The following is a 22917-nucleotide window of genomic DNA, read 5'->3' on the forward strand; positions in this document are numbered from 1 at the left end:
ATACTTGCAGGTCTCACAGAAGAGCGAGACGCAGCAAACCGATACGATGCATTTCTCTTTGCGCGCCTCGGTAGTGAAGGAGAAGCCTAGTGGCCACTGATTTCAAGACGCTTGAAACTGTTGCATCGGTATGTGCAGGTCACGTATTCCGTGGTAAGGCAGAGGCCGCCGAACCGTCTTCGGGAGTACGGCTTCTTCAAATTAAAGATATACGAGAAGGCCTTTACGAGGGAGGTCATCTGTCATGGGCAAACGTCGATCCAGAAAGGCTTTCGTTTGAATTCGAAGGAGGAGAGTTAGTCATACCCCTTAGGGGGGAGAGAAGCGATGTGATGTACATAAGCGATTCTTTAGAAGGACCAACCACTGCTCCGAATCAGGTCGCTGTGATCCGGCCAAATACCAAAATAATAGAGCCTCTTTTCTTGCTTTGGTATTTGAATTCAACAGATGGTCATGGAGCGATCAGTTCATTACGTATTGGAACCACTGTAGGGCACATAAGTGTAAAAAATCTAAAAACCATATCTATTCCTAGCCCGTTGCTAGAGGACCAGAAGAAGATTGCCGCGGTTTATGCTAATTGGTTAGAAAGACGTAAAGCACTCCGTAAGGCTATAGAGCTTGGGAGTGAGCTGAGCCATGGCCTCTGTTATAGGATACTTAACAGGGGCTCGGGTACTCGTTATGGCAATTGATAAAATCTTTGAGATATTCCGAACCGCGCGGATGACGGTTGCTGAAAAAGACATGGTGGCCGAGGCGTTACTGGCGATTCTCGTTTTGTGGCAGGTGAGAAACCATAACATCATGGATAGTCGCGCTGAAGGAAGTGACTTAGGTTTTGCTCCCCAGTCGTTTCGGTCGATCCATGATTTGGATAGTATGAGCGGATACGCGAAGGTGGTGGATCGCTGTTTCGGGCAACCCAGTCTCGAACTTCGAGAGGCAATACTCGCGCTTTCACACAGGGTACATATAGACCCCATCATGGAGAATTTCTTCGCAAGCGTGGCGGAAATTCTCTTAAACACAGCTGAGCATCCAGCCGGATTTGATATATCTGAATTATTCGACAAGTTCCGGGCGAGCTTAGCTCCGCAGGCCGGACTAGATGGGATCTTCCAGACTCCTGAAGACTTAGCTGAGCTAATGGTCTACTTGGTCGATCCCAAGCCTGGCGACACCATTTTTGATCCAGTGTGCGGTTCGGGCCAGCTATTGTTGCAGGCGGGGAAATACTTGGGAAAAGACGGGTGCGATCTCGGCAACGCTTCGTTGAGCGGTTGGGATAGGTCGCGAAATCTTGCGAAGATCACAAGTTGGACGTTTCTAATACATGGTCTCGATCCCAGGAGTATCTCCTGTTCAGACGCGTTCGCCTCGCGAGAGCCTTATCTGAAGCACGATGTGGTTCTTGCCAACCCTCCGTTTTCGACAGCTGATTGGGACAGAGATGCATTCGCAAAAAGTGAATTTGCGGTTTTCGGTGTGCCCCCGCAGTCAAATGCGGATTTTGCGTTTTTGCAGGTTGTTATAGGTAGCTTAAAAGAAACCGGGAGAGGTGCCGTAGTCGTGCCTTCGGGAATGCTGTTTCGCAAAGGAACAGAAGGGGAGATCAGAAAAAAAATCGTCTCGGCACGACTAGTTGACATGATTGTCGCACTGCCTACAAGCGCGCAAAAGCCTCGGAGCATATCGCTATATCTGCTGGTGATAGATAAACAAAAAAAGGATCCATCCATTCTGTTTGTTGACGGGACCAAGGCGTGTGAAGAGATTGTCCCGCAGGGTCATACGTTAAGAGCTTTGGGAGAATGTATCAGAGGCGTACACGGCGAAGATTACCAGCACTCCTTCCCGTCTAGATTGGTTGGACATCATGAGATTGAACAGAACGATTTTGATTTAAGTGTGACGCGATACCTCTTTTCGGAGAAAGGTGAGCGTCGAGATTTGAATATTATCTATACCGAATATGCGCAGGTTAATCACGATCTGGATCGTCTTCAAAAGGAACTGGAGTCGTACTTGGCGGCAGAGCTAGATGACGGCCGCTAGGGCACCGAGAGCACTCGGAATAGACGGGACTTTAGGATTGAGCAGAGCTTCCCTACCTCAACACACGTGCCTACTAAGAAGCAAAGAGCATCACCCGTTTCGTAGGGGAAGCGTGTATTCAAAAAGGTGACAGATTTATTTCTGTCGTCACCGCAGGGCCGCCTAGGGACGAAGCTCTATCGACGCGTAGTCATGCGATTGCTTGCGCTGCTCTGGAGCGCATGCGCCTAGCGTGGCCTCAAGCGCAGCAAAAACGGGACAGACTTATTTTTGTCTTTAACCGGCTGGTCTAGGTCCGAGCCCAGCCGTTTTCGCTCAGTTTCCCGCTTGGAAGACATTCTCTCGATGCCATCGAACCATATCACCGGCCGGCAAGAACCGATCGGGCAGTTCAATCGGAGCGCCCTCTAACTTCACCAAGGTTGATTTGATGAAGGAATCCTCTGCTTTCTTAAGGCGATCGCTAACCAGTACGGTGTGCTCATCAGTCAAAGCGATCAATCCCTGATCGAAAGCCCGGTCATGCAAAGCTGAGAGGCAGAGGCCATTGGCTGGGTTCAGCCGGTTCGCTGGGTCAACGCTCCAAGGACTGATGTGACTCGCGTTCAGCAACCGCGGCTCGCTTGTGCCAGACATACAGCACTTGCCTCGGTAGCCGGCAAGCACCGCTTTACGGAAAAAGCGTTGTCGGACTCGCACCTTAACCCTCGTTTCGCGAGTCAGTCCCTCATAGTCCGCTGGAACCTGAGCGAAGCTCAGGTCTTCTTCCTCCAACGGCTCCCCAGCTTGGGCGAGCAGCGCGCTGCAGTCATCCACCAGGCTTTGCCAGTCGTCATGAAATTGATCCCAGATCAGGCGATCAAGCTGGGAGGTACCCGATAAGCCTTTTCGTCCGGTACCGGTAATCACTGGGTCGAGGCTGGCGAAGTTGCTGAGTTTCATTGCTACGGAGGAGGGCGTCCTGCCGAGCCTAGCCGCTAGGTTAATGATTTCTTGGTTGCCTCGGTGAAGCTGGCCAAACGGCAACTGGCAGTACAGGTAAAAAGCTAGTTTGAGTTCGTCGACGGTCCAGCGGATGTTGGCCAAAACGGATTCCTTTCTCGTTTCGTAAGGGGAGCGTGGGAGCTGAGCTCATGCTGCGCCCAGGATAGCCGACTCGCTAGGCTTGCGGCTATGATCCGTCCACGCACATTCGCAAGGAAGCCTGATGCAAAAATGGACTGACCGCCCGCCAAGCAAAGATCCGATTGACGCTGTGCTTGAATCGTCAGAAGCGCTGATTCGGCAGCATGCGTCTTTGCTGAGCAAAGCCGTGCCTCCGGTGGTTGGCTTCGCCATTTTCCTTCTATATTTCTACCGCAACCAGTTTTACCCAAGCTTTGACTTGTTCCAGTTTTCATCGTTGCTACTGGCCGCGGCGTGCATCGGCTTCGCAGTCGTGGGCTTGGTCGTTATGACGATGTTCGCTCCCGGGTCGCTGCTCTTTCACCTGTTCATCAACACTAAGCCAATCAAAGAAGAGCTTCAGTACGCCATGCCGTACGCAGAAGAAAAGCGCGGCGGTACGGTTTTGCAGTTGATTGGGCTGGCTTATTTCGGTCCGTTTTGCTTGTGCGGCCTGGCCGTGTTGGCGATGGTCTTGTTCGGCTATGCCAGCTTCACCGTGGCGGCGTTGATCGTACCGGCGATCGTAGGGTTACTTTTCGGCTGCTTGTTGCAATGGCGGTTCGATCTGCCGCGTTACAGCTTTTTCAGCTTCGCTTGGATCGCTTATCTCGCGCAGCTCGTATTCATGCTGCTGCTGATAGCGGTTGTTCGCAATAGCGCCCCATTCATAGGTGAGCTAAACGGTGCTTGGCACTATCCCATCGTCTTAACGATCCCGATAATCCTTTCGCTGATGGTGACGATCTGCTCGATGGCTCACTTCGGCGGTTGGAGCGCGGCGATGCATTTCAGCCTGTTTTTCGGAATTGTTGCCGTTGCCTACAGTGGCGGCTTGACGACGCTGCCTGAGCAGACTGTCCGCAGCTTGGGTCTGGGCGCCTATGAAGCAGAAATGGTCGCCCTCGACCCGGCTTTTTGTGATCGTGACATGAGCGCATTGGGGATCAGCGAAGACTGCGCATTGCGCGACGTGCACGTGGTGTGGTCGTTCGGTGACGCAATCATTCTGCGCCCAGCGCTAGAGCCCCTGAGCCACGTGCAGATTCCAACGAAGTTTGTTCGGTCGATTATCCGTTCAGTTGCTTCCGATTAAGAATCGGCGCGAGGCGGCTGCTATGCCTCACCTTTGGTAAGTCCATTCGGCGAGCTGCTGGCTTGCCTTCAGCTTCGTCCGTTGGTGTTGCATCGCAGTGTATATAGCATCGACGTCGCTGCGCTCTGTCACTAGTGGCAGTGCAGCTTCCGCTTCCAGTAGGAACCGGTTGGACAATGCCTCGCTGCCCAGAAATGCTTCCTCCCACCAGTTAAGAATCGACGGCTTTGCTTGCTCCAGCAGCGTAGCCGAGGGCAACTTGTCGCCCTTCGCTCTATTCGCGGTCTCGCTGGTGGGCATCAGATTCCATAGATCGTTGTTGAACCAGCGTGACCAGGGGAAGCAATGGTCCACGGCGAAACTCTCGGCCTTTAGCTTCGTGCGACTCCAAACGCAGGAGAGCGTCCTGCCGGCGTCGTGCAGCGCCTGCACCCTCGCTCTCACCTCAAGCGTGTCGCGTCTGTCTTCGTTCCATTGCAAGGCGCGCTCGTACACCGATGCGTCGTATTGATAGCTCCAGCCACGCAATAGCTTCGCCCATTCATTGACGATTGCAGGCTCCAGCCAGCAGGCATGCTGCGAGAACGTCTGCCACAGAAAAGCAGGGATTCTGAACGTGCCGAATTCAGCTAGTGAGTGCTTGTTGCACTGCCACGCGCTCTGGCTGCTGCGAACACGGAGACGACTGCACTCAAAGACCTGGCGGGCTTGCCCTGGGTAGGTGATGAAGGTCGCGGGCATCGCTTCGATGTTGCGGCAGATGTCCTTAAGCGCGCTGATCAAACTGGTGGCCGTTTCCCCATGGAACGTAGCCCCAACGCGCAGATCGTACGGCGATAGCGTTGCGAGCTGGTAAAAGCTGCGGCTACTCGCCCAACCGTAACCTTTCTGGTTCTGATGGTCAGCGGTAGGGGTTTGGATCAGGTTGTGCTTGAGCACGAGTGGTAAGTACATCTTCAGCCAGTACAGAGCCACCAGGCCGAAAGGTACATCGACCCAAACGTCATCTCGTTTAATCACCATGCCAGGTGCGCCTTCGGCGATACGGATGAGTGCACGCAGTAGTCCGAGCTTGTAAGTGGCGGACTTGTTGTCATTGACGATGATGTGCCTAAGCAAAGGCAAACTGCCGCTCCCATCGTCGGGCAGCAGAAACACGAGGCAATCCCACTCAATTCCTGCTCGAGCTAAATCGGGCTGTCGACCACGATGCCGGGCGATCAACGCTCGGTCTTGTGCGAGCGCAATCAACTGGTCAGCCGTGACGGGATGGAAACGTCCTTCGTTGTCTTCTCCATGGCGCAGCGTAATCACCAGCAAACCGCCCGGTGCGAGCAGTTCGCTGACGATCCTCATTGCCCGTTCGTGCTGTTGGGGCGTCAGGTGCATCCAGACAGCGCTTACCAATATCAGCTGGAATCTTTGGTCCAGAGATCGCAGCTGTTTCAGGTCGGGTAGGGCGTCGTCGAGCCAGATAACTGATCCAGGCGCGCACAACGCGGCAGCAGTAGACTGCTCAGCGAGTGATCTGAGACGTTCGTTGGGTTCGACTGCAGTGACGTCCCAACCTTTGGCGGCTAACCACCGAGCATCCCTACCGGATCCAGCACCTATGTCACAAGCGAGGCCAGGCTGTTGTGGAAGCAGATGACCCCATGCCGAATGGACTGCATCGGGCGGAAGAGCTTGGTAAGCATTGAAGAGTGCATCAGCGTTATCGGTGTAGTAATTCATGTAATGACATCCGTTGGCTGAGCTGAGTCTATCTAGCTTGAGAGCGTCAGGCGAGGGCGGGCGCAGCACCCCAACAAGCACAACCCCACCCCATCCTGTAAACTCCCCGAACTAATTCTCATCCAGGCAATCGGTTGTATGCCGTCTTTCAGAAAGGGGTTGGTCATGAAAGCAAAGCTATGGTTGGTTCCGGCATTGTTGCTGGTGAGCGCATTTGCGCAGGCGCAGGAGACGTTGAAGGTCGGGTTCATCCGGGTAATGGACGATGCGCAGGTAATGGTCGCCAAAGAGGCGGGCCTGTATGAAAAGCATGGATTGAACGTGGAGCTGGTGGAATTCAGCTCGGGTACCGACCTGATCAAGGCCATCGTCGGTGGGCAGTTGGATACCGGCGTGCTGGGCTTCACCAATGCGGTGTCCTGGGCCTCGCGCGGTGCGGATCTGAAGGTGGTGGGCGGCGCGCAGCGCGGCTATCACTCGATTCTGGTGCGTGAAGAGACCGGCATCGAAACCGTGGCGGACCTGAAGGGCAAGACGCTGGCGTCGCAGCGCGAGGGCAGCACGGCCGACGCGGTATTGCGCGGTGTGACGCTCAAGGGTGTCGATCTGAAGCCGAGCGACCTGAACATCATGGGCGTGAGCCCGGCGGTGGCGGTGCAGTCGCTGGTCTCCGGTCGGGCAGATGCAGCCTTCCTGTTCGAGCCCTATGACCGCATCGCGCAGCTGGTGGCGCCGGTCAAGCAGATTTACGAGATTGGCGAAGTGTGGCCGTTCCCCTGCATGGTGGTGATCACCTCTGGCGAGACGCTGGAAAAGCGCAAGGATGTGATCTGGAGCTCGCTCGATGCGCAGCGTGATGCGATCGAGATGCTCGAGAACGAACCGGCCAAGGCGGCTGAACTGATCGCCGATTACTTCATCGCCGAGCCGACGCTAAAGACCCTGAACCGTGGCGAGCTGCCGCGCGAGAAGGTGATCGAGGAAGCCATCAGCACGCAGGACTTCGATGCTTCGCTGAGCGAGCAGGACATCAGCCGCATTCAGGAACTGGCCGACATCATGCGCGATCAGGGCTCGTTGAAGACCCGCGACGGTGGCGCGTTCGATACCAGCAAGATTCTCGATCTGTCCTGGCAGCAGGCGCGCGAACTGTAACGCCTGCCCAATCGTGTAGCGCGCCCGGCAACCTGTCGGGCGCCTTTCGTTCCGCTTGGCGGATCCTTCAAGTGAGTTGTTAACCCATGCAATTGAAGTTCGAGGACGTCAGGAAGCGCTTCGGCAGCCTGGAAGTCATTCAACGGTTTTCGGCGGAAGTGGCCGAAGGTGAACTGGTCGCGCTGGTCGGTCCGTCCGGCTGTGGCAAATCCACACTCCTGCATCTGGCCGCCGGGCTGGAAAAGCCCACCGAGGGCCGGGTGCTGGGCGATGGCAAGCTGATCACCGCACCCAACCCGCAGCGCACGCTGGTGTTTCAGGAGCACGCGCTGTACCCCTGGCTGACGCTGCAGGGCAACGTCGCCATGGCGCTTGAGCTGCAAAATGTCGGCAAGAAGGAAGCGTACACCGCTGCCGAGGGCTGGCTGGAGCGGGTAGGGCTGAAAGGCTTCGAGCACTACTATCCGCACCAGGTATCCGGTGGCATGCGTCAGCGGACGGCCCTGGCCCGTGCCTTTATGGTCAAGCCGGAGATTCTGTTGCTGGACGAACCCTTCGGCGCGCTCGATGCGCTGACCCGTATGGCGCTGCAGGATGTGCTGCATGAGCTGATCGAGGAGCACAAGCCGTCGGTCATGCTGGTGACGCACGACGTGGACGAGGCGCTGTACCTGGCTGACCGCATCATGGTGTTCAGCAAGCGGCCGACGCAGGTGCTCAAGGAATTCAGCTTCGAGCATTGCGAGCGCAGCCATGACCTGTCCGGCGTGGCGCCGCAGCGCAAGGAGATTCTCGCGCTGCTCGGGATCAAGACGGAGGTGCACGCATGAGCCAGGGACGTCGTTTGACCGGGCCGAAAAAATACCTCGCCGTGGTGCTGGCGGTGCTGTTCATTCTGCTGATCTGGCAAACCGCGGCATGGAGCCTGCCGGACTTCCTGATGCCGGATATTCCGGTGGTACTGGCGCGGCTGCTGCAGTCGGTCACGGAGCAGGAGTTTCTCGACGGGCTGATGGGCAGCATGAGCCGCCTGGGAACCGGTTACGGCTTTGCGCTGTTGTTCGGTATCGGCTTTGGCCTGATTGGCGGTGTGTTGTTCTTCTTCCGCGAGACGCTGCGCACAGCCATCATCATTCTGCAGTCGATTCCGTCGATCGCCTGGGTGCCGCTGTTTCTGATCGTGATGGGGTTTGGCAGTCTGCCGATCATCGTGGTGGTGGCGCTGGGCGCGTTCTTCCCGATGGCGCTGTCGGTGATGAACGCGACCGAAAGCGTGCAGCCGGTGCATGTGTCCGCCGCTCGGGTGATGGGTGCGTCGCGCTGGCAGTTGCTCAAGCGCGTGTATCTGCCTGCGGTGATGCCGGAGCTGATCACCGGTGCCCAGTTGGCCTTTGGTAATGCCTGGCGTGCGCTGATTTCGGCGGAGATGCTGGTTGGTTTCGGACAGGGTCTGGGGCGGTCGCTGGCGTATTCCGGTGAGATTGCCGACATGGTTGGCGTGATGATGAACATCGTGGTGATCGCGATTCTGGCGACTCTGATCGATCAGGTGATCCTGGAGAAGTTCAAGCAGCGGGTGTTGCGCTATCAGTACGTGTAAGGAGTCGGGATCGACATTTCCGGGGTGGTCTCGAACGTCGTACTACCTTCTTCGCGGTCAGGTCCGCTCCTACACGTCGGGGTGGGCACTGGTTTGATGTAGGAGTGCACCTGGGCGCGAAAGGGGCGTCTGAGCAACCCCTTCGCGGCCAGGCCTCGGCGGCCCCTTCCGTCCTACAAGGCCAGGTCGGGTCAGGCTTGGGATGGCACCAGCAGGGTGTCGCCGGTGGCGACGAGCTTTTCTTCTCCGTCCTTGGTGGCGTAGAGCTCGGCGGTTGTGAATATCTGCTGGCGGCCGGGTTTGATCACCTTTGCCACCACTCGGAAGGTGTCGCCCACTGCGGGGCGCAGACAGCGCACGGTGAACTGCGAAGCCAGCACATGCCCGCTGAGCGTCGCCGCGGCGAAGCCACAGGCGGTGTCGATCAAGGCGCCCTGAACCCCGGCATGCAGAAAGCCGCTGTATTGCCCCATCTCCTTCTTCCAGCTCATGTGCAGCTCGACCTCGCCCGGGGCAGCGGAGACCACCTCGAGTCCCAGCCAGCTATTGAACTCCGCAAGGCGGGAGATGCCGCGCAGGCGTTCGAGCAGTTCGTTGTTGTCCGTCATCTCAGGCAGCTCCCTGGCTGGTCTTGATCTGCACCTTGAATACCGCCTTGGCGGTGGCGCAGAGCTCGTCGTTGGAATAGATCTTCGCTTCGGCAAAACACAGCGACCGGCCCAGGCGGGTGGGCGCGGCGCGCACTTCGATCCAATGGCCCTTGTGGGCCGTCCCGATGTAATCCGTGTTCAAGCTGATGGTGACCAGCCCGCCGACGTTGTCGATCAACCGGGCGCAGCTCAGCCCCATGGCGTTGTCAGCCAATGCGGAAAGCAGCCCGCCGTGGACGAATCCGCGGCTGTTGACGTGTGGCTCGTCGGCCATGATGCCGAGGCTGAAGGTCTCCTCACCCGTGGCGGCGTATATCGGCTCCCAGGGGTCGGTTAGTCCACTGCGCCGGGTGTGGCGGGCAAATCCTGCGGGTGGGGCAAATGCGGTGTCCATGCTGCGCTCCTGCGATTGGTATAGGTCGGGTCATGTAGACCAGTCACCATAATCTAGGCGCAAACGTATTTATTGCAAGCACAATAAGCGGCAGGGGGTCAGTCTCGTGGGGTACGGGCGCGCATGAGGCCGGCCACTTCTTCGGCAGAGTCGATGATCGGTTGCCCGCTCTGCTCGACGCGCGCCTGTATCAAAGAGCCTTCCAGGGTAGCGATCGTCAGCCTGGCGAGCCGCTGGGCATCGGTCGGTGTGGCGCCGTCGGCCAGTAGCGCCTGAGCGAAAATATCGCTCCATGCAGCAAAACCTTTTTGCGCCGCTGCGGTGAGGCCGGATGCGCGGGGGACGGTCTCCAGTATGGTCGTGGCCATCGGGCAACCGTCCTGATACGCCGAGGCTTCCAGCCACTGAATCAACTGGTTGGCGAACGCCATGAGCAGGGCGGGTGCGCTCGGGTTGTCAGCCCGCAAGCTGACCAGCGTGTCGGTGGCCTGCTGCGCGGCATAGCGCAGCGCCTCTTCGCCGAGCTGTTCCTTGCCCTTGGGGAAGTAGTGATACAGCGACCCTTTTGGCGCCTTGCTCTCGGCAAGAATGTCGTTGAGCCCGGTGCGCGCATAGCCCTGCTTACGAAACAGCGTGGCCGCGGCGCGAATGATGTTGAGGCGGTGTTGGGAAGCCGCGGGCATACATGCCGTCCTGTTGGGTCGTGGGTCAGACGCAGATGAGTTTACAGGCAAACGCGCTTCGGCGGCGTTCGGTTCGGGGTACGTGATGAGGGGCGGAGCGGGAGTGTGGTTGGTAGGAAGGGGCGTGGGCGGGAGTGAGTGCATGCTGCTTCGCGGTCATGCCCGCTCCTACAATGCGGATCGGAGTCCCTCGGGAGCGCTATGGCGGAGTCGGATAACGCCATCGCGGCGAGGTCGGTCCTACGGGTTCTAGTTCTCTCATTGCGGCGCTGTGCTTGCAGATACTATAAATAAGCTATAGTGTCTGTAGGCACAGCGTTAAACGAGGTCTCGCCATGCTTAGCTCTCTAGCTGCTCCCGAAGTCAAATCCACTGCCGCAACCGGTTTGCGCACTGCCGTGTCCATTCTGGACAAGTGGGGCGCAACGGGCGAGCAGGGCGAGGCGATTCTGCGTGTGTCGCACAGCACCTACGCGCGGGCCAAGCGCAAGGATGGCCTGCAGTCGATCAATCTGGACCGGGATCAACTCACCCGGGTCAGCTTCGTGTTGAACATGCATGCGGCCCTGCGGGTGGTGTTCGACAACCCCGAGAACCTCTACGGCTTCATGCGCATGCCCAACCACAATGCGTTTTTCTACGGCCGCTCACCGCTAGATGTCATGAGCACCGGCGATTTCGTTGCCGTGTATGAAACCTTCAGACGCATCGATGCGCTACGGAGCAGCCAGTGGTAACAGCTCGAGAGCTGCCGGTGCTGCCAAATCGGCAGGTTCTCGCGCATCGGCTGGTCAACTCGAAGTTTCCGCCGATCGCCATCTTCGATGATGTCGCCAGCGCCGATGAGTTCGAGGATCTGTTCGCGATCCAGGCGCTGACCAATCCGCGTCTGTCGAACCAGACCGGGCGGTTGGAGCTGATCCCCCGAGCGGATATTCCGTTTGGCATTCCCGGTTGTTCCTACGCCACCGCGCCCTTTACCCATGTGACGCCCGATGGTTCGCGCTTCAGTGACGGATCCTTCGGCGTGTTGTATCTGGCCGATACCATCGAGACGGCCATTGCCGAGGTGCGGCATCACCAGCAGGCGTACTGGTCCCGTGTCCCTGAGCTGCGTTACGAGCGTTTCACCTTCCGTGGGCTGGCGGCGCGGTTCGATGAAGCCGGTGCGCTGGATGCGTTGTCGGTCGCACGCAACGATCCGATCTATTCGCCATCCGACTACAGCGCCTCGCGCCAGTTTGGCCGCATGGCGCTCGATGCAGGAGCCACCGGCATCCGCTATCACTCGGTGCGTCAGCCAGAGGGTACCTGCTGGGGGTTGTTGACGCCGCGACAGGTGGTCTCGGTCAAGCAGACGTCGCATTACGAGATGATCTGGAGCGGTGAGATAGCGGCGGTGCACAAGCTTGTTCGGGAAATCCGTTGACCGGCGTCGCTTCGCATACGCGATCATCAGACTATTGTGATTTCCTTCAAGGTGAGATATCAATTGGCTATCTTCCTTTTTCAGCAGTAGGGAAACAGCATGGACAAGCCAACCAGTACGTTGACTCTTGCCCGCGGCGCACATGGCAACGGGAACAGCTCCGCCGACAATCAGGACGCCAAGGGAGAAGCGAAACCGCAACGCAAAGAGCCGCCGGGTCAAACCAATAAGCCGGCGGATAAAAAAAAGCCTGCCAGCGCCAGCACCAGAACATCATCGCTTGCCCTCGACAAGGAGGTAGGTAAGCAAGCTCTACAAAGCGTTTCTGTCATTTCCTCGAACGTCGGCAGGACGGATGCGGCACAGATCGGCGCCGATAAGGACACGTCCTCGAAAACGATAGAGGCGCTCCGGGAAGGGTTGAAAGTCGCTTCCACGAGCGAGGAGCGCCGGTGGTATGCGGAAAGAATTCTGGAAACAGACCAGCGTCAGAAGACGGCTTCCAACAACGCAGCCGAACGTTCTACGCAAACGCAGCGAGGTTTCATGAAGGTCGCACTCGGCCTGACGCTGGCTACCATAAGCCTGGGCGCGATCAAGCTTCTTCAGAAATAACGATTTGAAAAAAGCGGTATCGCTACGCCAGTAGCCATCACCGCAGCAGAGTGTGTCAGAGCGTGAAGGCGCACGTAAAAAACCCGGCAGCGTGTCCTCTGCCGGGTTGTTTCCCTGAATCTTTTTGATCCAGTGATCCTCCCGACTACACCTTTTGTAGAGTCGGGGTTTACACCTGCCACAGACCCGAAGGAGTACTTTTGGGGTGGGCCTCGCAAGCTGTCGCGGTTCTTCGGGAACGGGTGACTCACGACTTTACCCCGTCCGGACATTCCCCTGGGGGCCGCTCCGGCTACGGATGAACACACTCTGGTCTCTACAGCCACAGTATGGGGATACCGGGGTTAAGAACGGGTTATCAAACCGGACCTTTTGCAACATTGAAATGAATCCTGCGAGCCCTTCCTATCGGTTGCGCATCAAACCGAAAAGGCCCTTGGCTGCCTGACGCACCCGTTTGAATTCCTTCGACGCAGAGAACGCCCCGGCTTCGCGGCGTCGTCTGTTGAGCTGCACGTTCAGCGCCTTGTTGTACCGCTCGTTGAGCAGGTCACGCAGGGCGTCGACGTTGTACTGTTCGCGCTCGGGCGATACGCAAACAGGCAGGATCTCATCCAGGTGCAGCACCTCACGATTGAAGTCCAGCGCCTCGCGGATCAGCTCGGCTTTCGGGTCCGTGCTGTCCAGGTCGTAGGGTGGATGCCAGTCGTTGTGCGTGCCCAGCCGATCCACCTGGTTGAGCAGGCCGATGGTGGGCGGCGACTGCACATGCACATGCTTCTGCCGCCATTCTTCAAATCGTTTGCCAAATTCCTGATCCAGCTTGCGGGCGGGCTGGTTGGCGCGCAGTACCCAGAGCACCATGTCGGACTGCACCATCTCTTCGAAAAGAATTTTCTCCAGCTTCGGATCGCCGTTCAGCCCTGGCAGGTCGAGCAGGCGCAGGAAGGGAATGCCGTCCACCTTGCATTCGTAGACCAACCCACGATCGGTGCTTGGCAGCGCACTGGTTTCGGCATTCCAGCCCTCGGTCAGCGCGTTGATGACCGATGACTTGCCCGCTCCGGTCTGGCCGATCAGACAGATGCGTATGGGTTCGGGCTTCTCGGCCTGGCGCTCGTCATCCCTGATCGTCGCGGCGGTGACGGACAGCTCCTCCTCGTCGAACCGAAGATGGCCGCCGTACAGATCAATCGCAGCTCGCAGTACCTCAAGCAGCAGCAGGCGCTTGAGCCGCTCCTGCATTTCATCGCTCAGCCCTTCGAACGACTGCCCGATCGCCTGGCTACCCAACTCGGCAAGCATGCCTTCGGGCGTGAGCATGCGCACCTTTCGATAGACGTTGAAGATCTTCACTGCGGGGGCGAACTGGTCGGTCTTTTCGTCCAGCCAGAGCACGTGGGAGATCTTCAGGTGATCGATGCCGGGCACGTGCTCCTTCAAGGTGCGGCGGTAGCGCTGCGAAAGCTTTTCTGCAATGGCCAGCAGCGCGATAGGCGAAAAGGCCCACTCGGCGTGGCGCTTGCCCTTGCCGTAGTACGCGGCCACGCCACGGGCCAGCAGCAGGGCATCGTCGGGCATCACCCGCCAGCTGTCCCGGCGCTGGATCAGCGCACGGACTTCGGGCAGCATCGCCTGCTGCACCTGCCGGTCCAGCGGCGTCCAGTAATCGGGCGTCTCCATCTGTTCGAGCAATTCCGGCTCCGCCGGCGGGGCGCGTTTGAGTTTGCGCTTGCGGGCGAAGAAGAACGGCAGTACCACCAGGATCGTGCACAGGCCGAGCAGGCCGACGAACGTAAGAATGTAGTTGTAGCGGATGATGGCGTAGACGCCGAATGCGGCCAGCAGCGCGATCGGCAACAGCACGGCAATCAGCAGAAACGGCGTGATCCGATCGGACAGCTGCGCCGCAGAACGCATGGCCTTAACGGTTGTTTTCAGCGTCATCCTGGGCTACCGGCAAAATGTGTTTGAAGGCCTTCCGGTACACCGCCTGCAGTTCTTCAGGCGAGGTGAGCTTGCCACTGATCTTGTTGAAGAAGTAAATACAGCCGACCCGTCCAAGCGCATAGGTCACGCAGTAACTGGTGACTGCTGCAGACGCGGCACCTACCGTCTGCCCATACACCGGGATCAGCTTGATCAGCTGCCGCAACCCCAGCCTGGATGCATACTGCACACCGAAGCCGGCACCCATGGCGCCGAGCAGTTCGGTCAGCAGCCGACGGTTCCAGGGCAAGCCGTAGTGATTGGCCAGGCTGTGCAGCATCTTGGTCTGGATGGCCGGTACCGCGACGAGCCCGACCAGGGGGACGGCATCCGTGGCGCCCGCGGCGCCGGCGTACCACATGATCTCGCTCTTGAACTTGCGAAAGTTCTTTTCCTCTGCCGTGCTCTTGCCGCGCCGCTCGAACAGCTCGGCGACGATCGGCAGGAACCGCCCCAGTTCTTCTACCAGTCTGGCGACACCGACCGGTTTGCCATCGCGTCCGATCAGATCGACCGGGACCCCGGTGATCTCGCCCCAGACGGCTTCGACCGCCTGCTGGTTATGCAACACGCACTTATCGCTTTCCCGCTTGGAATCCAGCGTATCGATTGCCGTATGCACGAGCAGGGCGTTGCGAACCTTGCCAGAGCGCTTGATGCGTTTGAGTGCTTCCAGGAGTTCAGACTGCTCGGGATCATCGGCACGCATCACCACCACCAGCGCATGGCTGCGATGCTCGCAGGCGCGGATGTCTTCGTCCGGGTCGTATTCGGCTTCGGACAGCCCGCGGGTATCGAGAAACCGCAGCACAGGCGTCTGCTGAGGAAAGTCGTACTGGGTAGCGGTTTGCGTACACGGTCGAAATCCCCGCCCGACCTCGATCTCGTTCAAGCCGGTCAGGGTACGGATCAGGGTGGACTTGCCAGCACCGGTCTTGCCGATCAGCCAAAGGGTGGGCAGGTGTTCTTCGCTATGCCGAAAGGCGGGCGCCAGGTCTTCCGCCCGGGTGGGGTTGAGTTTGCGATATATGCGTTTGACCAGGCTCATGTGCTTACCTTGAGGGTGCGCAGAGGCTTTTGCAAGAACCGACCAGGCAGACGGCGGTTGGTTCGCTTGGCAGGGTTGGCGGGCGGCGGGCAGGGCGGCTGCTATTTTCCCTCGCCGGCATCCGCACGCATCGAACTACCACCTCGGCGGTGAATCGAAGGCTATGCACGCACTGTTCACCGAGGAGGTTCACATGTCCAACGATCCGAAGAAGCCGACCGAGTACGACGAGATGGAAGAGGGCGCACCAGAGGGTGCGGTGAATTCCGAAAATCTGGAAAAGGTCGATGCGGAGAAGATCAAGCGCAACATCGACACCGACGAGAACGAGGTGCCCGGCTAGTGGGAGCTCGGGAAGGCATTACCGAAGCCGCCGCAGGCTACGATCTGGAGCGCTTCGTGGAAGCCCAGAACGGTATCTACGAACGCGCTCTGGCCGAACTGCAATCCGGTCACAAGCAGTCGCACTGGATGTGGTTCATCTTTCCGCAGATCGCCGGGCTGGGGCAGAGCGACATGGCCCGCCGGTATGCGATTGCGACGCTGGATGAAGCGAAAGCCTATCTGGATCATCCGGTGCTCGGAGAGCGGCTTGAGCGATGTGCTGCGGCGCTCCTGCCCTGGGGAAATCGATCCGCGCGGCAGATCATGGGCTCGCCGGATGACATGAAGCTGCGCTCGAGCATGACGCTGTTCGCGCTCGCCAGCCCACAGCGGGACGTGTTTCAGCAGGTGCTAGACCAGTTCTTTGGCGGGGATTACGACCCCATGACGCTGAGCATCCGCTCCGAGGGCATGTAGCTTCGGAGCGGAACGCTCGCGCCGATCAGCGCGTTTCCTGCGTTTCGTGCAGCGACTTTTCGCCGGTCACGGTACCGCGCACACCGTCATCGCCCTCATCGTCTTCCAGATCGCCTACGTCGTCATAGGGTGTGGTCTCTTCAGCGCCGCCTCCGGCTGACGGTACTTCTACCGATCCACCGACGCCTTTTTCACAGGGCGTGCCGCCGGCATCCTCAGCGGGGGAGTCGTGGTGCGGATTGTGCTCGGTGTCATGGCCGTGTTCATGGGCGCCGGCGGTAGAGGCCAGTGCCAGGGTCGCTGCAAACAGTGCAGCCGATAGCGTTTTAAGTTCGTTCATGTGTTCCTCCAATCGATCGATCCTGTTCAGTGGACCCTCCGAGCGGGGCGATGTTCATCGCGTCCGATTTTCCTCTGCCGGGAAAGTGTCGCCCAGCTCACAGTTTGCCGGCACAGCCAAGCGAAGCGCTGAACTTTCGGATGTGGCGATGTGTCACTACTTACGCACTACACATTGTTTATTAATTCGAGATGTTGTTTCGATATCACTTTGATCTCGGATCGCACTTGGTACGAAAAAGGATATCTGGACCCCGTAATTCAAACTTCTCGACTTCCGTTGAAAGCAAAGAACAAGGCGAATCATGGACACGTTTCATTTTTTGCCGGCGGCACTCTTGCTAGGATTGCTCTCAGGTTGTAACGGATTTACAAAACCTCTGCCTCCGGGATCTGACTACACAGGAAGTCAGCCTGTGTATTCCAGTCTGCCAGCGCCCATGGTGTTCATGGGTACGGCCACCCAATGGAATGAGGAGTACGCGGTTACCGCGGCCCACATTCCGTTTACCGATAATGTCGTTCATCGTTGCAGCACAGGTTGCGATCTGGTGTTCATCAAGCGCAAGGCTGAAGGTCCGGTGCCGCAATGGCGCGAGCCGGTGCCTGGCGAGCAGGTGGTCGCCGTCGGGTACAGCGGTGCCATGCTGTTCCCCATCCATGGCAAGGGGCAGGCCAAGTCGACGCGTGTGGTGCTCGAAGACAAGCCCTCGAGCGTCGCCTACGCCACTCATGATGCGCCCCTGACAATGGGCATGTCGGGCGGGCCGTTGTACGGATCGGACAAGGCTGTACTGGGAATAAACCTCGGCTTTGGTCTCGACTACCAGTGGTACACCGATCTTGATGATCCGCACAGTATCGGCCACGCCAAGCGCAATAGTTATTATCTTTCCACTGATGTTATTCGAGCGGAGTGGGAACTTTTCCAGCGGTCTTTACCGCAAAACCAGATTACGCAAGCGCACTGAAATCGACCGCTAATCAACACTTGAAGCGGCGCATTGAAAGATCACTCCTTCAACTCGATACCCGAAAGCAGGAACAAGCCAGAGGGTGTCGAGTCCACCTATGAACGACGTGGCCGTTTTGCTCGTACGAAAACGGCCACGATTTTTGCGTTTCAGGTGTTCCCGGGAGCCCGTTCGTGGCTAAAGTCGGCCGTATTGTTCTGATCGTCATATTGATTCTGCTCTCGCTGGTAGTGGCGGCCGCCGTGGCGATAGAAACCCGCTGGGCGCGCGGCGTCATTGAAGACCAGATCAGCCAGCGCCTCGATGATCGTGACGTCAGCATCGGCGATCTGAATATCGACTGGGGGTTTCCACTTCGGATTAGCGCCAGTGACGTCACCATCGGCAACACCGACTGGGCCGAACATGACCAAATGCTCAGCGTCGATGCGCTGGAGGCGTCGTTGAAGGTGGGCTCGCTGCTGAGCGGCAAGGTCGCGCTCGGAGAGCTCGATCTGCAACGGCCGCAGGTCCATCTGGCTCGCCGCGAGGACGGCACGACCAACTGGGAGGCTCTGACCAGTGATGACGAGAAGCAGGACAAGGAGCCGGCTGTTCAACCGGACATCATCCGCGTGCGCGACGGTGAATTCACCTATCAGGACGAAAGTCTCGACGCCGATATCACCGTTACCTTCGCCACGGAGGAAACCGAGCAGGAGCGGCAGCTGAGCGTCGACGGTAACGGCAGCTTCCAGGGCCAGCCGTTTCAGCTGAACGCCAGCGGCGGAGCGCCCTCCGAGGCACTGGAAGAAGGCAACGCCTACCCGGTCAGCGTGGATGCGCAACTTGGTGACATGCAGGTGAACTTCGAGGGTGAATCGCTCAACGTGTATCGCCTCGAAGCCTTGAGTGGCCAACTCGACATCGACGCGCCCAACGCCGATCAGCTGGAAAATCTGGTGGGCCTCCTCGATCAACCAGGCTTGACCATTCCGCCGGTGAACATGCAGGCACGTGTGCAGCATGAAGACGATCGGTGGGAGCTTGAGGACATCCAGGCGCGTGCTGGCAGCAGCAGGATGAGCGGATCCATTTCACTCGAACTCAGCGATACGCCGCGCGTCGAGGCTGACTTGCAGGCCGAACGTATCGATCTCAACGAGTTCGGCATCGCGGAGATGCTTGGTGAAGACGCGCCGCCGCCGGCAGACCGTGAGCGCGGTGCAGACGTGGGCGTTGAAGAGGCCCGCGAATCAGAACAGGAGCGCGAGGGGGAGCCGGCCTGGGATGAGCGCATGGCCGAGCGGCTTTCCATGCTGCGCGAGTACGCAGGACGCATTGATGTGACGGTCGACGAACTGCTGCTGGGCGACGCGCGGTACACGGATCTCTCGATCAAGGCGGGGCTGGACGAGGGCAGGCTGGAGCTGGAACAGCTCAACGCACAGCAGGGCGATGGCGGCCTGGAGGCCAGCGGCTGGCTCGAAGTGGATGAGGACACCCTGCGTACCGACCTGAATGCTCAGCTCGATCAGCTGAACCTGGGCGCTGCCTTGCAGCCGCTGGGATTCGGCCAGCTGGGCACCCTGGATGGCGACCTCGGTGCCCGGTTTGATGGCAACGCCGTCATCGTCAACGACACGCAGCTTGCCTATCGTAATCCGGCGTCGGACCTCTCGGTGGAGGCCACCATCACCGCGCGCGACCTGCCGGATACCGATGCGCCGGGAATGCAGGTCCAGGGCGAGGGTAGCCGCGGCGGAGAACCGATACGCTTCGATCTGAGCCTCGGTCCACTGCTCGATCTCACCGCGCCGGATCAGCCGTATCCGGTGGAGGGATCGCTGACCGCGGCGGACACCCGCGCCCATGTTGACGGCACGCTAACGCAGCCGCTCGATTTCAAGGCGGCAGACCTGCGCTTCGATATATCCGGCCCCACGCCGGCGCAGCTTAACGCCGTGACCGGCCTGAATCTGCCCGATCTGCCGGGCTATGAGGGTTCCGGCCGGCTGCAGCTGGAAGATCAGCTGCTGCGGCTCAACGAGCTCAAGCTCGAGATCGGTGAAAGCGATATCAGTGGTGACGTGCGGCTGGATTATTCCGGCCGCCCGATGCTATGGGCCACGCTGCACTCGCGGCAGCTGCGCACCCGAGACGTGATCAAGGCGGCCGAGGCGGTCGACGAGGCCGATAAGGAGGATCCGGACCAGTTCAAGAGCGCTGATCGGGTTCTCGACGACGAACCGCTGGATCTGCAACCAATGGGTCTGCTGGATGCCGAGGTACGCTATTCCGCCGATGAAATCCTGGCCAAGGATGTCCCTCTGAACAGCGTGGAGCTCAATGTGACGCTGGAGGAGGGGATCCTTCGTATCGACCCTCTGGCGCTCGGCGTGAGCCAGGGTACGGTCCGTGTACAGGGAAGCCTGAATGCCCAGGAGCCGGCGCTGCAGGGTGATCTTTCCTTGCAGATGCAACAGGTAGACCTGAAGCCGCTATTGCGCAGCGCCGACCTTCCCCAGGTTGCCCAGGACAGCGCCGGTATTCTTGGTGGCAAGGGTGATCTGCGCGCCGCTGGCGAATCGATCCGCGAGTTGATGGGTAGCCTCGACGGGGTGATCGAACTGGCCATGTCCGGTGGTGAGATGGATATGCTGGCAACGGAATTGGTCGGTCTGGACGTCGCCGAGTCGCTCGTCGCGGCGCTGTCCGATGACGATAGCGTGCCGCTGCGCTGCACCTATGTGCGTCTGGCTACGGAGGATGGGCTGGCCGAATTCGAGCAGTTCTACATCAATACCCAGGACACCAACTTTACCGGCGGCGGCACCATCGACTTCGGTAGCGAAGAGCTTGATCTGGTCATCAAGTCGCATCCCAAGGACTTCAGCATCGTTGCGGTGGATACGCCGGTGTTCCTCAAGGGTACGTTGGCTGACCCCAAGGTGTCGGTCGATACCGGCAGTCTGTTGGCCAAAGGCGCGGTGAGCATCGTTGGTGCGCTGGTTGCGCCGCCGTTGGCGGTCCTGCCCTGGGTCGAACGCGGTGATGGGGAGAGCGTCGGGCCGGGGTGCAAGCAGGCGCTTGCCGAATACGAAGAATCTTCCGCCAGAGAGTAGGAGCGGGCATGACCGCGATGAAGCATGCCCAGACCCCTTTCGCGCCCAGGTGCGCTCCTACATCGACGCGTCTGAGCCTGTGTAGGAGCGGACCTGGCCGCGAAGAAGGATGCACCAAACCCCCTTTCGCGCCCAGGTGCGCTCCTACATCGATGAGTCCGAGCCTGTGTAGGAGCGGACCTGGCCGCGAAGAAGAATGCACCAGACCCCGTTCGCGCCCAGGTGCGCTCCTACATTGGGGGAGATTTACTGTCGCTGGTACGTACCCACCAGCGTGCCGCTGGCCAGCACCTTGTCGCGCATCGCCTCCAGCAGGGGGGTACGGCCCACGCCGAATGGCAGGCCGAGCTTGCTGTTCAGCGCGAATACGTGAAAGTGGTAGCGGTGCGGATTTTCACCCTTGGGTGGGCGGGGGCCGTAGTAGCCCAGCGTGCCGCGATCGTTCTGGCCCTGATAGGCGCCGTCAAGCTGCGTCAAGCGTGGCATGCCGGGTATCCCGGGGCTGAGTTCGGTGACGTCGGCCGGAACGTCGTACAACAGCCAGTGCACGAAGGGGCTGGCGGTCGAGGCGTCGGGATCTTCCATGATAACCACGTAGCTCTGCGTTCCTTCCGGCCCGGCCTGCCAGCTCAGGGCGGGCGAGATATCGTCTTCCTCGGCCACGTGCTCGGCAGGGATGCTGGTCTCTGGCTCAAAGGCGGCGGAGCTGATCTGAAGACCCGGGCCGTCGTGCTGCAAGAGATCGGTAGCCAGTTTGCTCGAAGCGGGCGGACGCTCCTGCCGGTTCACCTGCTGGTCATCGAGCATGCCGACCCATGCGCCCTCCGGGTTGGTCGGGGTCATCTGCACCGGCTCGGCGGACTGCGCGGCGTCGGCGGAATAGCTGACGCGATAGATGATGCCGCCGCTGTCGTCGGAGACCAGCAGTGATCCATCGCCCGCCTGAGCCAGACCGGCGAGCCGCGCCGAGCGTGTCCACTGGTCGCCATCCTGCGTCAGGAAGCCGGTCACGAAAGGTTCGAAGGCAATTGGCCTGCCGCTTTCAAAATGAATGCGCACTACCTCGTAGCCGGATGGCGGCTTGCGGTTCCACGAGCCGCGCATGGCGACGAAGGCATCGCCCCGGTAATCGTCAGGAAACTGCTGACCGGTGTAGAACGCCATTTGCATGGGCGCCGCATGCGGAACATACAGCCCCACCGGATTGACGCTGCGCTGCGCCCATTGTTCGTGACTGATGCCGCCGGGTGGTGCGTCCGCCGGATTGGGCTTGCCGTCGTCGTAAACGTACGGCCAGCCATAGCGGGAGCCTTCGCGGATCAGATTGAGCTCTTCGTGCTGGACGTTGTCACCGAGCCAGTCGGTGCCGTGATCCAGACCATACAGCCGACCGGTCTCGGGCTCGAAGCCAAAGCCTATGGTATTGCGCAGGCCGCTGGCGAACACCTTGCGCGACGAGCCGTCCGGCTTCACCTGCAGCATTGTGGCGTTCTCCGGATTGGCCTCGTTGCAGCTGTTGCAGGTCGAACCGACGCTCAGATACAGCGCCTTGTCCGGCCCGATCACCACGGTCCGGTTCGGATGCTGACCGGCATCGGGCAGATCATCGAGCAGCCGCTCCAGCGGCTCGAAGCTGCCATCTTCGAGGATCCGGGTGCGGTACAGGTTCTTGATGGTCACGAGGTACACGGTGTTGCCATCGATGGCGATGCCATGCATGTTCGGTCGGTTGGCGACGATACGTCGCTCGTCGGCGGTGCCATCACCATCGGTATCGCGCAGCATCATCACGTCGCCGGTCTTCTGCCGGGTGACATACACAGTGCCGTCGTCACTCACGGCAATCATGCGCGGGTTGACCAGATCCTCGGCGAACACGTTCACCTCGAATCCGGCTGGCACTGCCAATTGGTCGGGCGAAACGGATGTTTCCGCAGGTTGCAGGACATGCCCGACAATTTCGACTTCGGAGGCTTTCAGATCATCGGTCTGTTCCTGTACCGGATCCTGGGCAACGGCGGCACCGCTGATAATCAGCGGCAGGGCGTAGAAGGGGCGAGCTGTGATCATGGAGGCGAGCC

The 22917-nt window shown here is 59.3% G+C and carries 22 protein-coding genes; 13 read left to right on the forward strand and 9 right to left on the reverse strand.

The features are described from left to right. Positions 1 to 89: 89 nt before the first annotated feature. Both KEM63_RS07590 and KEM63_RS07595 read left to right on the forward strand, forming a co-directional pair. Positions 90 to 698, forward strand: coding sequence for a restriction endonuclease subunit S (locus KEM63_RS07590; protein ID WP_223655593.1), 609 nt, complete (start codon positions 90 to 92; stop codon positions 696 to 698). Continuing rightward, positions 688 to 2061, forward strand: coding sequence for an HsdM family class I SAM-dependent methyltransferase (locus KEM63_RS07595; RefSeq protein WP_223655594.1), 1374 nt, complete (start codon positions 688 to 690; stop codon positions 2059 to 2061). The genes KEM63_RS07590 and KEM63_RS07595 overlap by 11 nt, the downstream gene beginning before the upstream one ends. A 315-nt stretch (positions 2062 to 2376) precedes the next feature. On the opposite strand, the gene KEM63_RS07600 is transcribed toward KEM63_RS07595, so the two are convergent. Further along, positions 2377 to 3147, reverse strand: a complete 771-nt coding sequence (locus KEM63_RS07600; RefSeq protein ID WP_223655595.1) for an HNH endonuclease — start codon at positions 3145 to 3147, stop codon at positions 2377 to 2379. Positions 3148 to 3268: 121 nt separating this feature from the next. Between KEM63_RS07600 and KEM63_RS07605 the strand changes: the two genes are divergently transcribed. Next, positions 3269 to 4321, forward strand: coding sequence for a hypothetical protein (locus tag KEM63_RS07605; RefSeq protein ID WP_223655596.1), 1053 nt, complete (start codon positions 3269 to 3271; stop codon positions 4319 to 4321). A gap of 27 nt (positions 4322 to 4348) precedes the next feature. Here the strand turns inward: KEM63_RS07605 and KEM63_RS07610 are convergent, their stop codons facing one another. Next, a complete protein-coding gene (locus tag KEM63_RS07610; protein ID WP_223655597.1) occupies positions 4349 to 6055 on the reverse strand; it encodes a class I SAM-dependent methyltransferase in 1707 nt (568 codons plus the stop codon). Positions 6056 to 6220: 165 nt separating this feature from the next. On the opposite strand from KEM63_RS07610, the gene KEM63_RS07615 reads away from it, so the two are divergent. The 3 genes from KEM63_RS07615 (at position 6221) to KEM63_RS07625 (ending at position 8810) form a co-directional block, all read left to right on the forward strand. Next, positions 6221 to 7210 carry an ABC transporter substrate-binding protein gene (locus tag KEM63_RS07615; protein ID WP_223655598.1) on the forward strand — a complete coding sequence of 330 codons (990 nt, stop codon included), beginning with the start codon at positions 6221 to 6223 and terminating at the stop codon, positions 7208 to 7210. 86 nt (positions 7211 to 7296) lie between these two features. Then, on the forward strand, positions 7297 to 8040 hold the full coding sequence (locus tag KEM63_RS07620; RefSeq protein WP_223655599.1) for an ABC transporter ATP-binding protein: 744 nt from the start codon (positions 7297 to 7299) through the stop codon (positions 8038 to 8040). Continuing rightward, on the forward strand, positions 8037 to 8810 hold the full coding sequence (locus tag KEM63_RS07625; protein ID WP_223655601.1) for an ABC transporter permease: 774 nt from the start codon (positions 8037 to 8039) through the stop codon (positions 8808 to 8810). Before KEM63_RS07620 ends, KEM63_RS07625 begins: the two co-directional genes overlap by 4 nt. 191 nt (positions 8811 to 9001) lie before the next feature. Here the strand turns inward: KEM63_RS07625 and KEM63_RS07630 are convergent, their stop codons facing one another. The 3 genes from KEM63_RS07630 to KEM63_RS07640 form a co-directional block, all read right to left on the reverse strand. Next, a complete protein-coding gene (locus KEM63_RS07630; RefSeq protein ID WP_223655602.1) occupies positions 9002 to 9418 on the reverse strand; it encodes a PaaI family thioesterase in 417 nt (138 codons plus the stop codon). Between the two features lies 1 nt (position 9419). After that, positions 9420 to 9854: a PaaI family thioesterase gene (locus KEM63_RS07635; protein ID WP_223655604.1), complete on the reverse strand. Its 435-nt coding sequence runs from the start codon at positions 9852 to 9854 to the stop codon at positions 9420 to 9422. Positions 9855 to 9952: 98 nt separating this feature from the next. Beyond that, positions 9953 to 10537, reverse strand: a complete 585-nt coding sequence (locus KEM63_RS07640; protein WP_223655605.1) for a TetR/AcrR family transcriptional regulator — start codon at positions 10535 to 10537, stop codon at positions 9953 to 9955. 335 nt (positions 10538 to 10872) lie between these two features. Between KEM63_RS07640 and KEM63_RS07645 the strand changes: the two genes are divergently transcribed. The 3 genes from KEM63_RS07645 (at position 10873) to KEM63_RS07655 (ending at position 12581) form a co-directional block, all read left to right on the forward strand. Further along, positions 10873 to 11274 carry an MbcA/ParS/Xre antitoxin family protein gene (locus KEM63_RS07645; protein WP_223655606.1) on the forward strand — a complete coding sequence of 134 codons (402 nt, stop codon included), beginning with the start codon at positions 10873 to 10875 and terminating at the stop codon, positions 11272 to 11274. Next, positions 11268 to 11966 (forward strand): RES family NAD+ phosphorylase, encoded by a 699-nt coding sequence (locus tag KEM63_RS07650; RefSeq protein WP_223655607.1) that lies wholly within the window; start codon positions 11268 to 11270, stop codon positions 11964 to 11966. The genes KEM63_RS07645 and KEM63_RS07650 overlap by 7 nt, the downstream gene beginning before the upstream one ends. 99 nt (positions 11967 to 12065) lie before the next feature. After that, a complete protein-coding gene (locus tag KEM63_RS07655) occupies positions 12066 to 12581 on the forward strand; it encodes a hypothetical protein (RefSeq protein WP_223655608.1) in 516 nt (171 codons plus the stop codon). A 405-nt stretch (positions 12582 to 12986) separates the two neighbouring features. Here KEM63_RS07655 and KEM63_RS07660 read toward each other — a convergent pair whose 3' ends face one another. Continuing rightward, positions 12987 to 14528, reverse strand: coding sequence for a GTPase family protein (locus KEM63_RS07660; RefSeq protein WP_223655609.1), 1542 nt, complete (start codon positions 14526 to 14528; stop codon positions 12987 to 12989). Continuing rightward, positions 14506 to 15618, reverse strand: coding sequence for a YcjF family protein (locus KEM63_RS07665; protein WP_223655611.1), 1113 nt, complete (start codon positions 15616 to 15618; stop codon positions 14506 to 14508). Before KEM63_RS07665 ends, KEM63_RS07660 begins: the two co-directional genes overlap by 23 nt. 193 nt (positions 15619 to 15811) lie before the next feature. Between KEM63_RS07665 and KEM63_RS07670 the strand changes: the two genes are divergently transcribed. Continuing rightward, positions 15812 to 15961: a hypothetical protein gene (locus KEM63_RS07670; RefSeq protein ID WP_223655613.1), complete on the forward strand. Its 150-nt coding sequence runs from the start codon at positions 15812 to 15814 to the stop codon at positions 15959 to 15961. Beyond that, positions 15961 to 16419 carry a DUF1810 domain-containing protein gene (locus KEM63_RS07675; protein WP_223655614.1) on the forward strand — a complete coding sequence of 153 codons (459 nt, stop codon included), beginning with the start codon at positions 15961 to 15963 and terminating at the stop codon, positions 16417 to 16419. The genes KEM63_RS07670 and KEM63_RS07675 overlap by 1 nt, the downstream gene beginning before the upstream one ends. Before the next feature lie 25 nt (positions 16420 to 16444). Here the strand turns inward: KEM63_RS07675 and KEM63_RS07680 are convergent, their stop codons facing one another. Next, complete coding sequence (locus KEM63_RS07680; protein ID WP_223655617.1) at positions 16445 to 16759, reverse strand: hypothetical protein; 315 nt, start codon at positions 16757 to 16759, stop codon at positions 16445 to 16447. Between the two features lie 415 nt (positions 16760 to 17174). Between KEM63_RS07680 and KEM63_RS07685 the strand changes: the two genes are divergently transcribed. Together KEM63_RS07685 and KEM63_RS07690 are read left to right on the forward strand one after the other, a co-directional pair. Continuing rightward, positions 17175 to 17729 (forward strand): serine protease, encoded by a 555-nt coding sequence (locus tag KEM63_RS07685; RefSeq protein WP_223655618.1) that lies wholly within the window; start codon positions 17175 to 17177, stop codon positions 17727 to 17729. 176 nt (positions 17730 to 17905) lie between these two features. Continuing rightward, the gene (locus KEM63_RS07690; protein ID WP_223655620.1) at positions 17906 to 20836 is read left to right on the forward strand and encodes an AsmA family protein; all 2931 of its coding nucleotides are present in this window, start codon (positions 17906 to 17908) and stop codon (positions 20834 to 20836) included. A 246-nt stretch (positions 20837 to 21082) separates the two neighbouring features. Here KEM63_RS07690 and KEM63_RS07695 read toward each other — a convergent pair whose 3' ends face one another. After that, positions 21083 to 22906 (reverse strand): YbhB/YbcL family Raf kinase inhibitor-like protein, encoded by a 1824-nt coding sequence (locus tag KEM63_RS07695; RefSeq protein WP_223655622.1) that lies wholly within the window; start codon positions 22904 to 22906, stop codon positions 21083 to 21085. Between the last annotated feature and the right edge of the window lie 11 nt (positions 22907 to 22917).

The organism is Halopseudomonas nanhaiensis, from assembly GCF_020025155.1.
Lineage (GTDB): Bacteria > Pseudomonadota > Gammaproteobacteria > Pseudomonadales > Pseudomonadaceae > Halopseudomonas > Halopseudomonas nanhaiensis.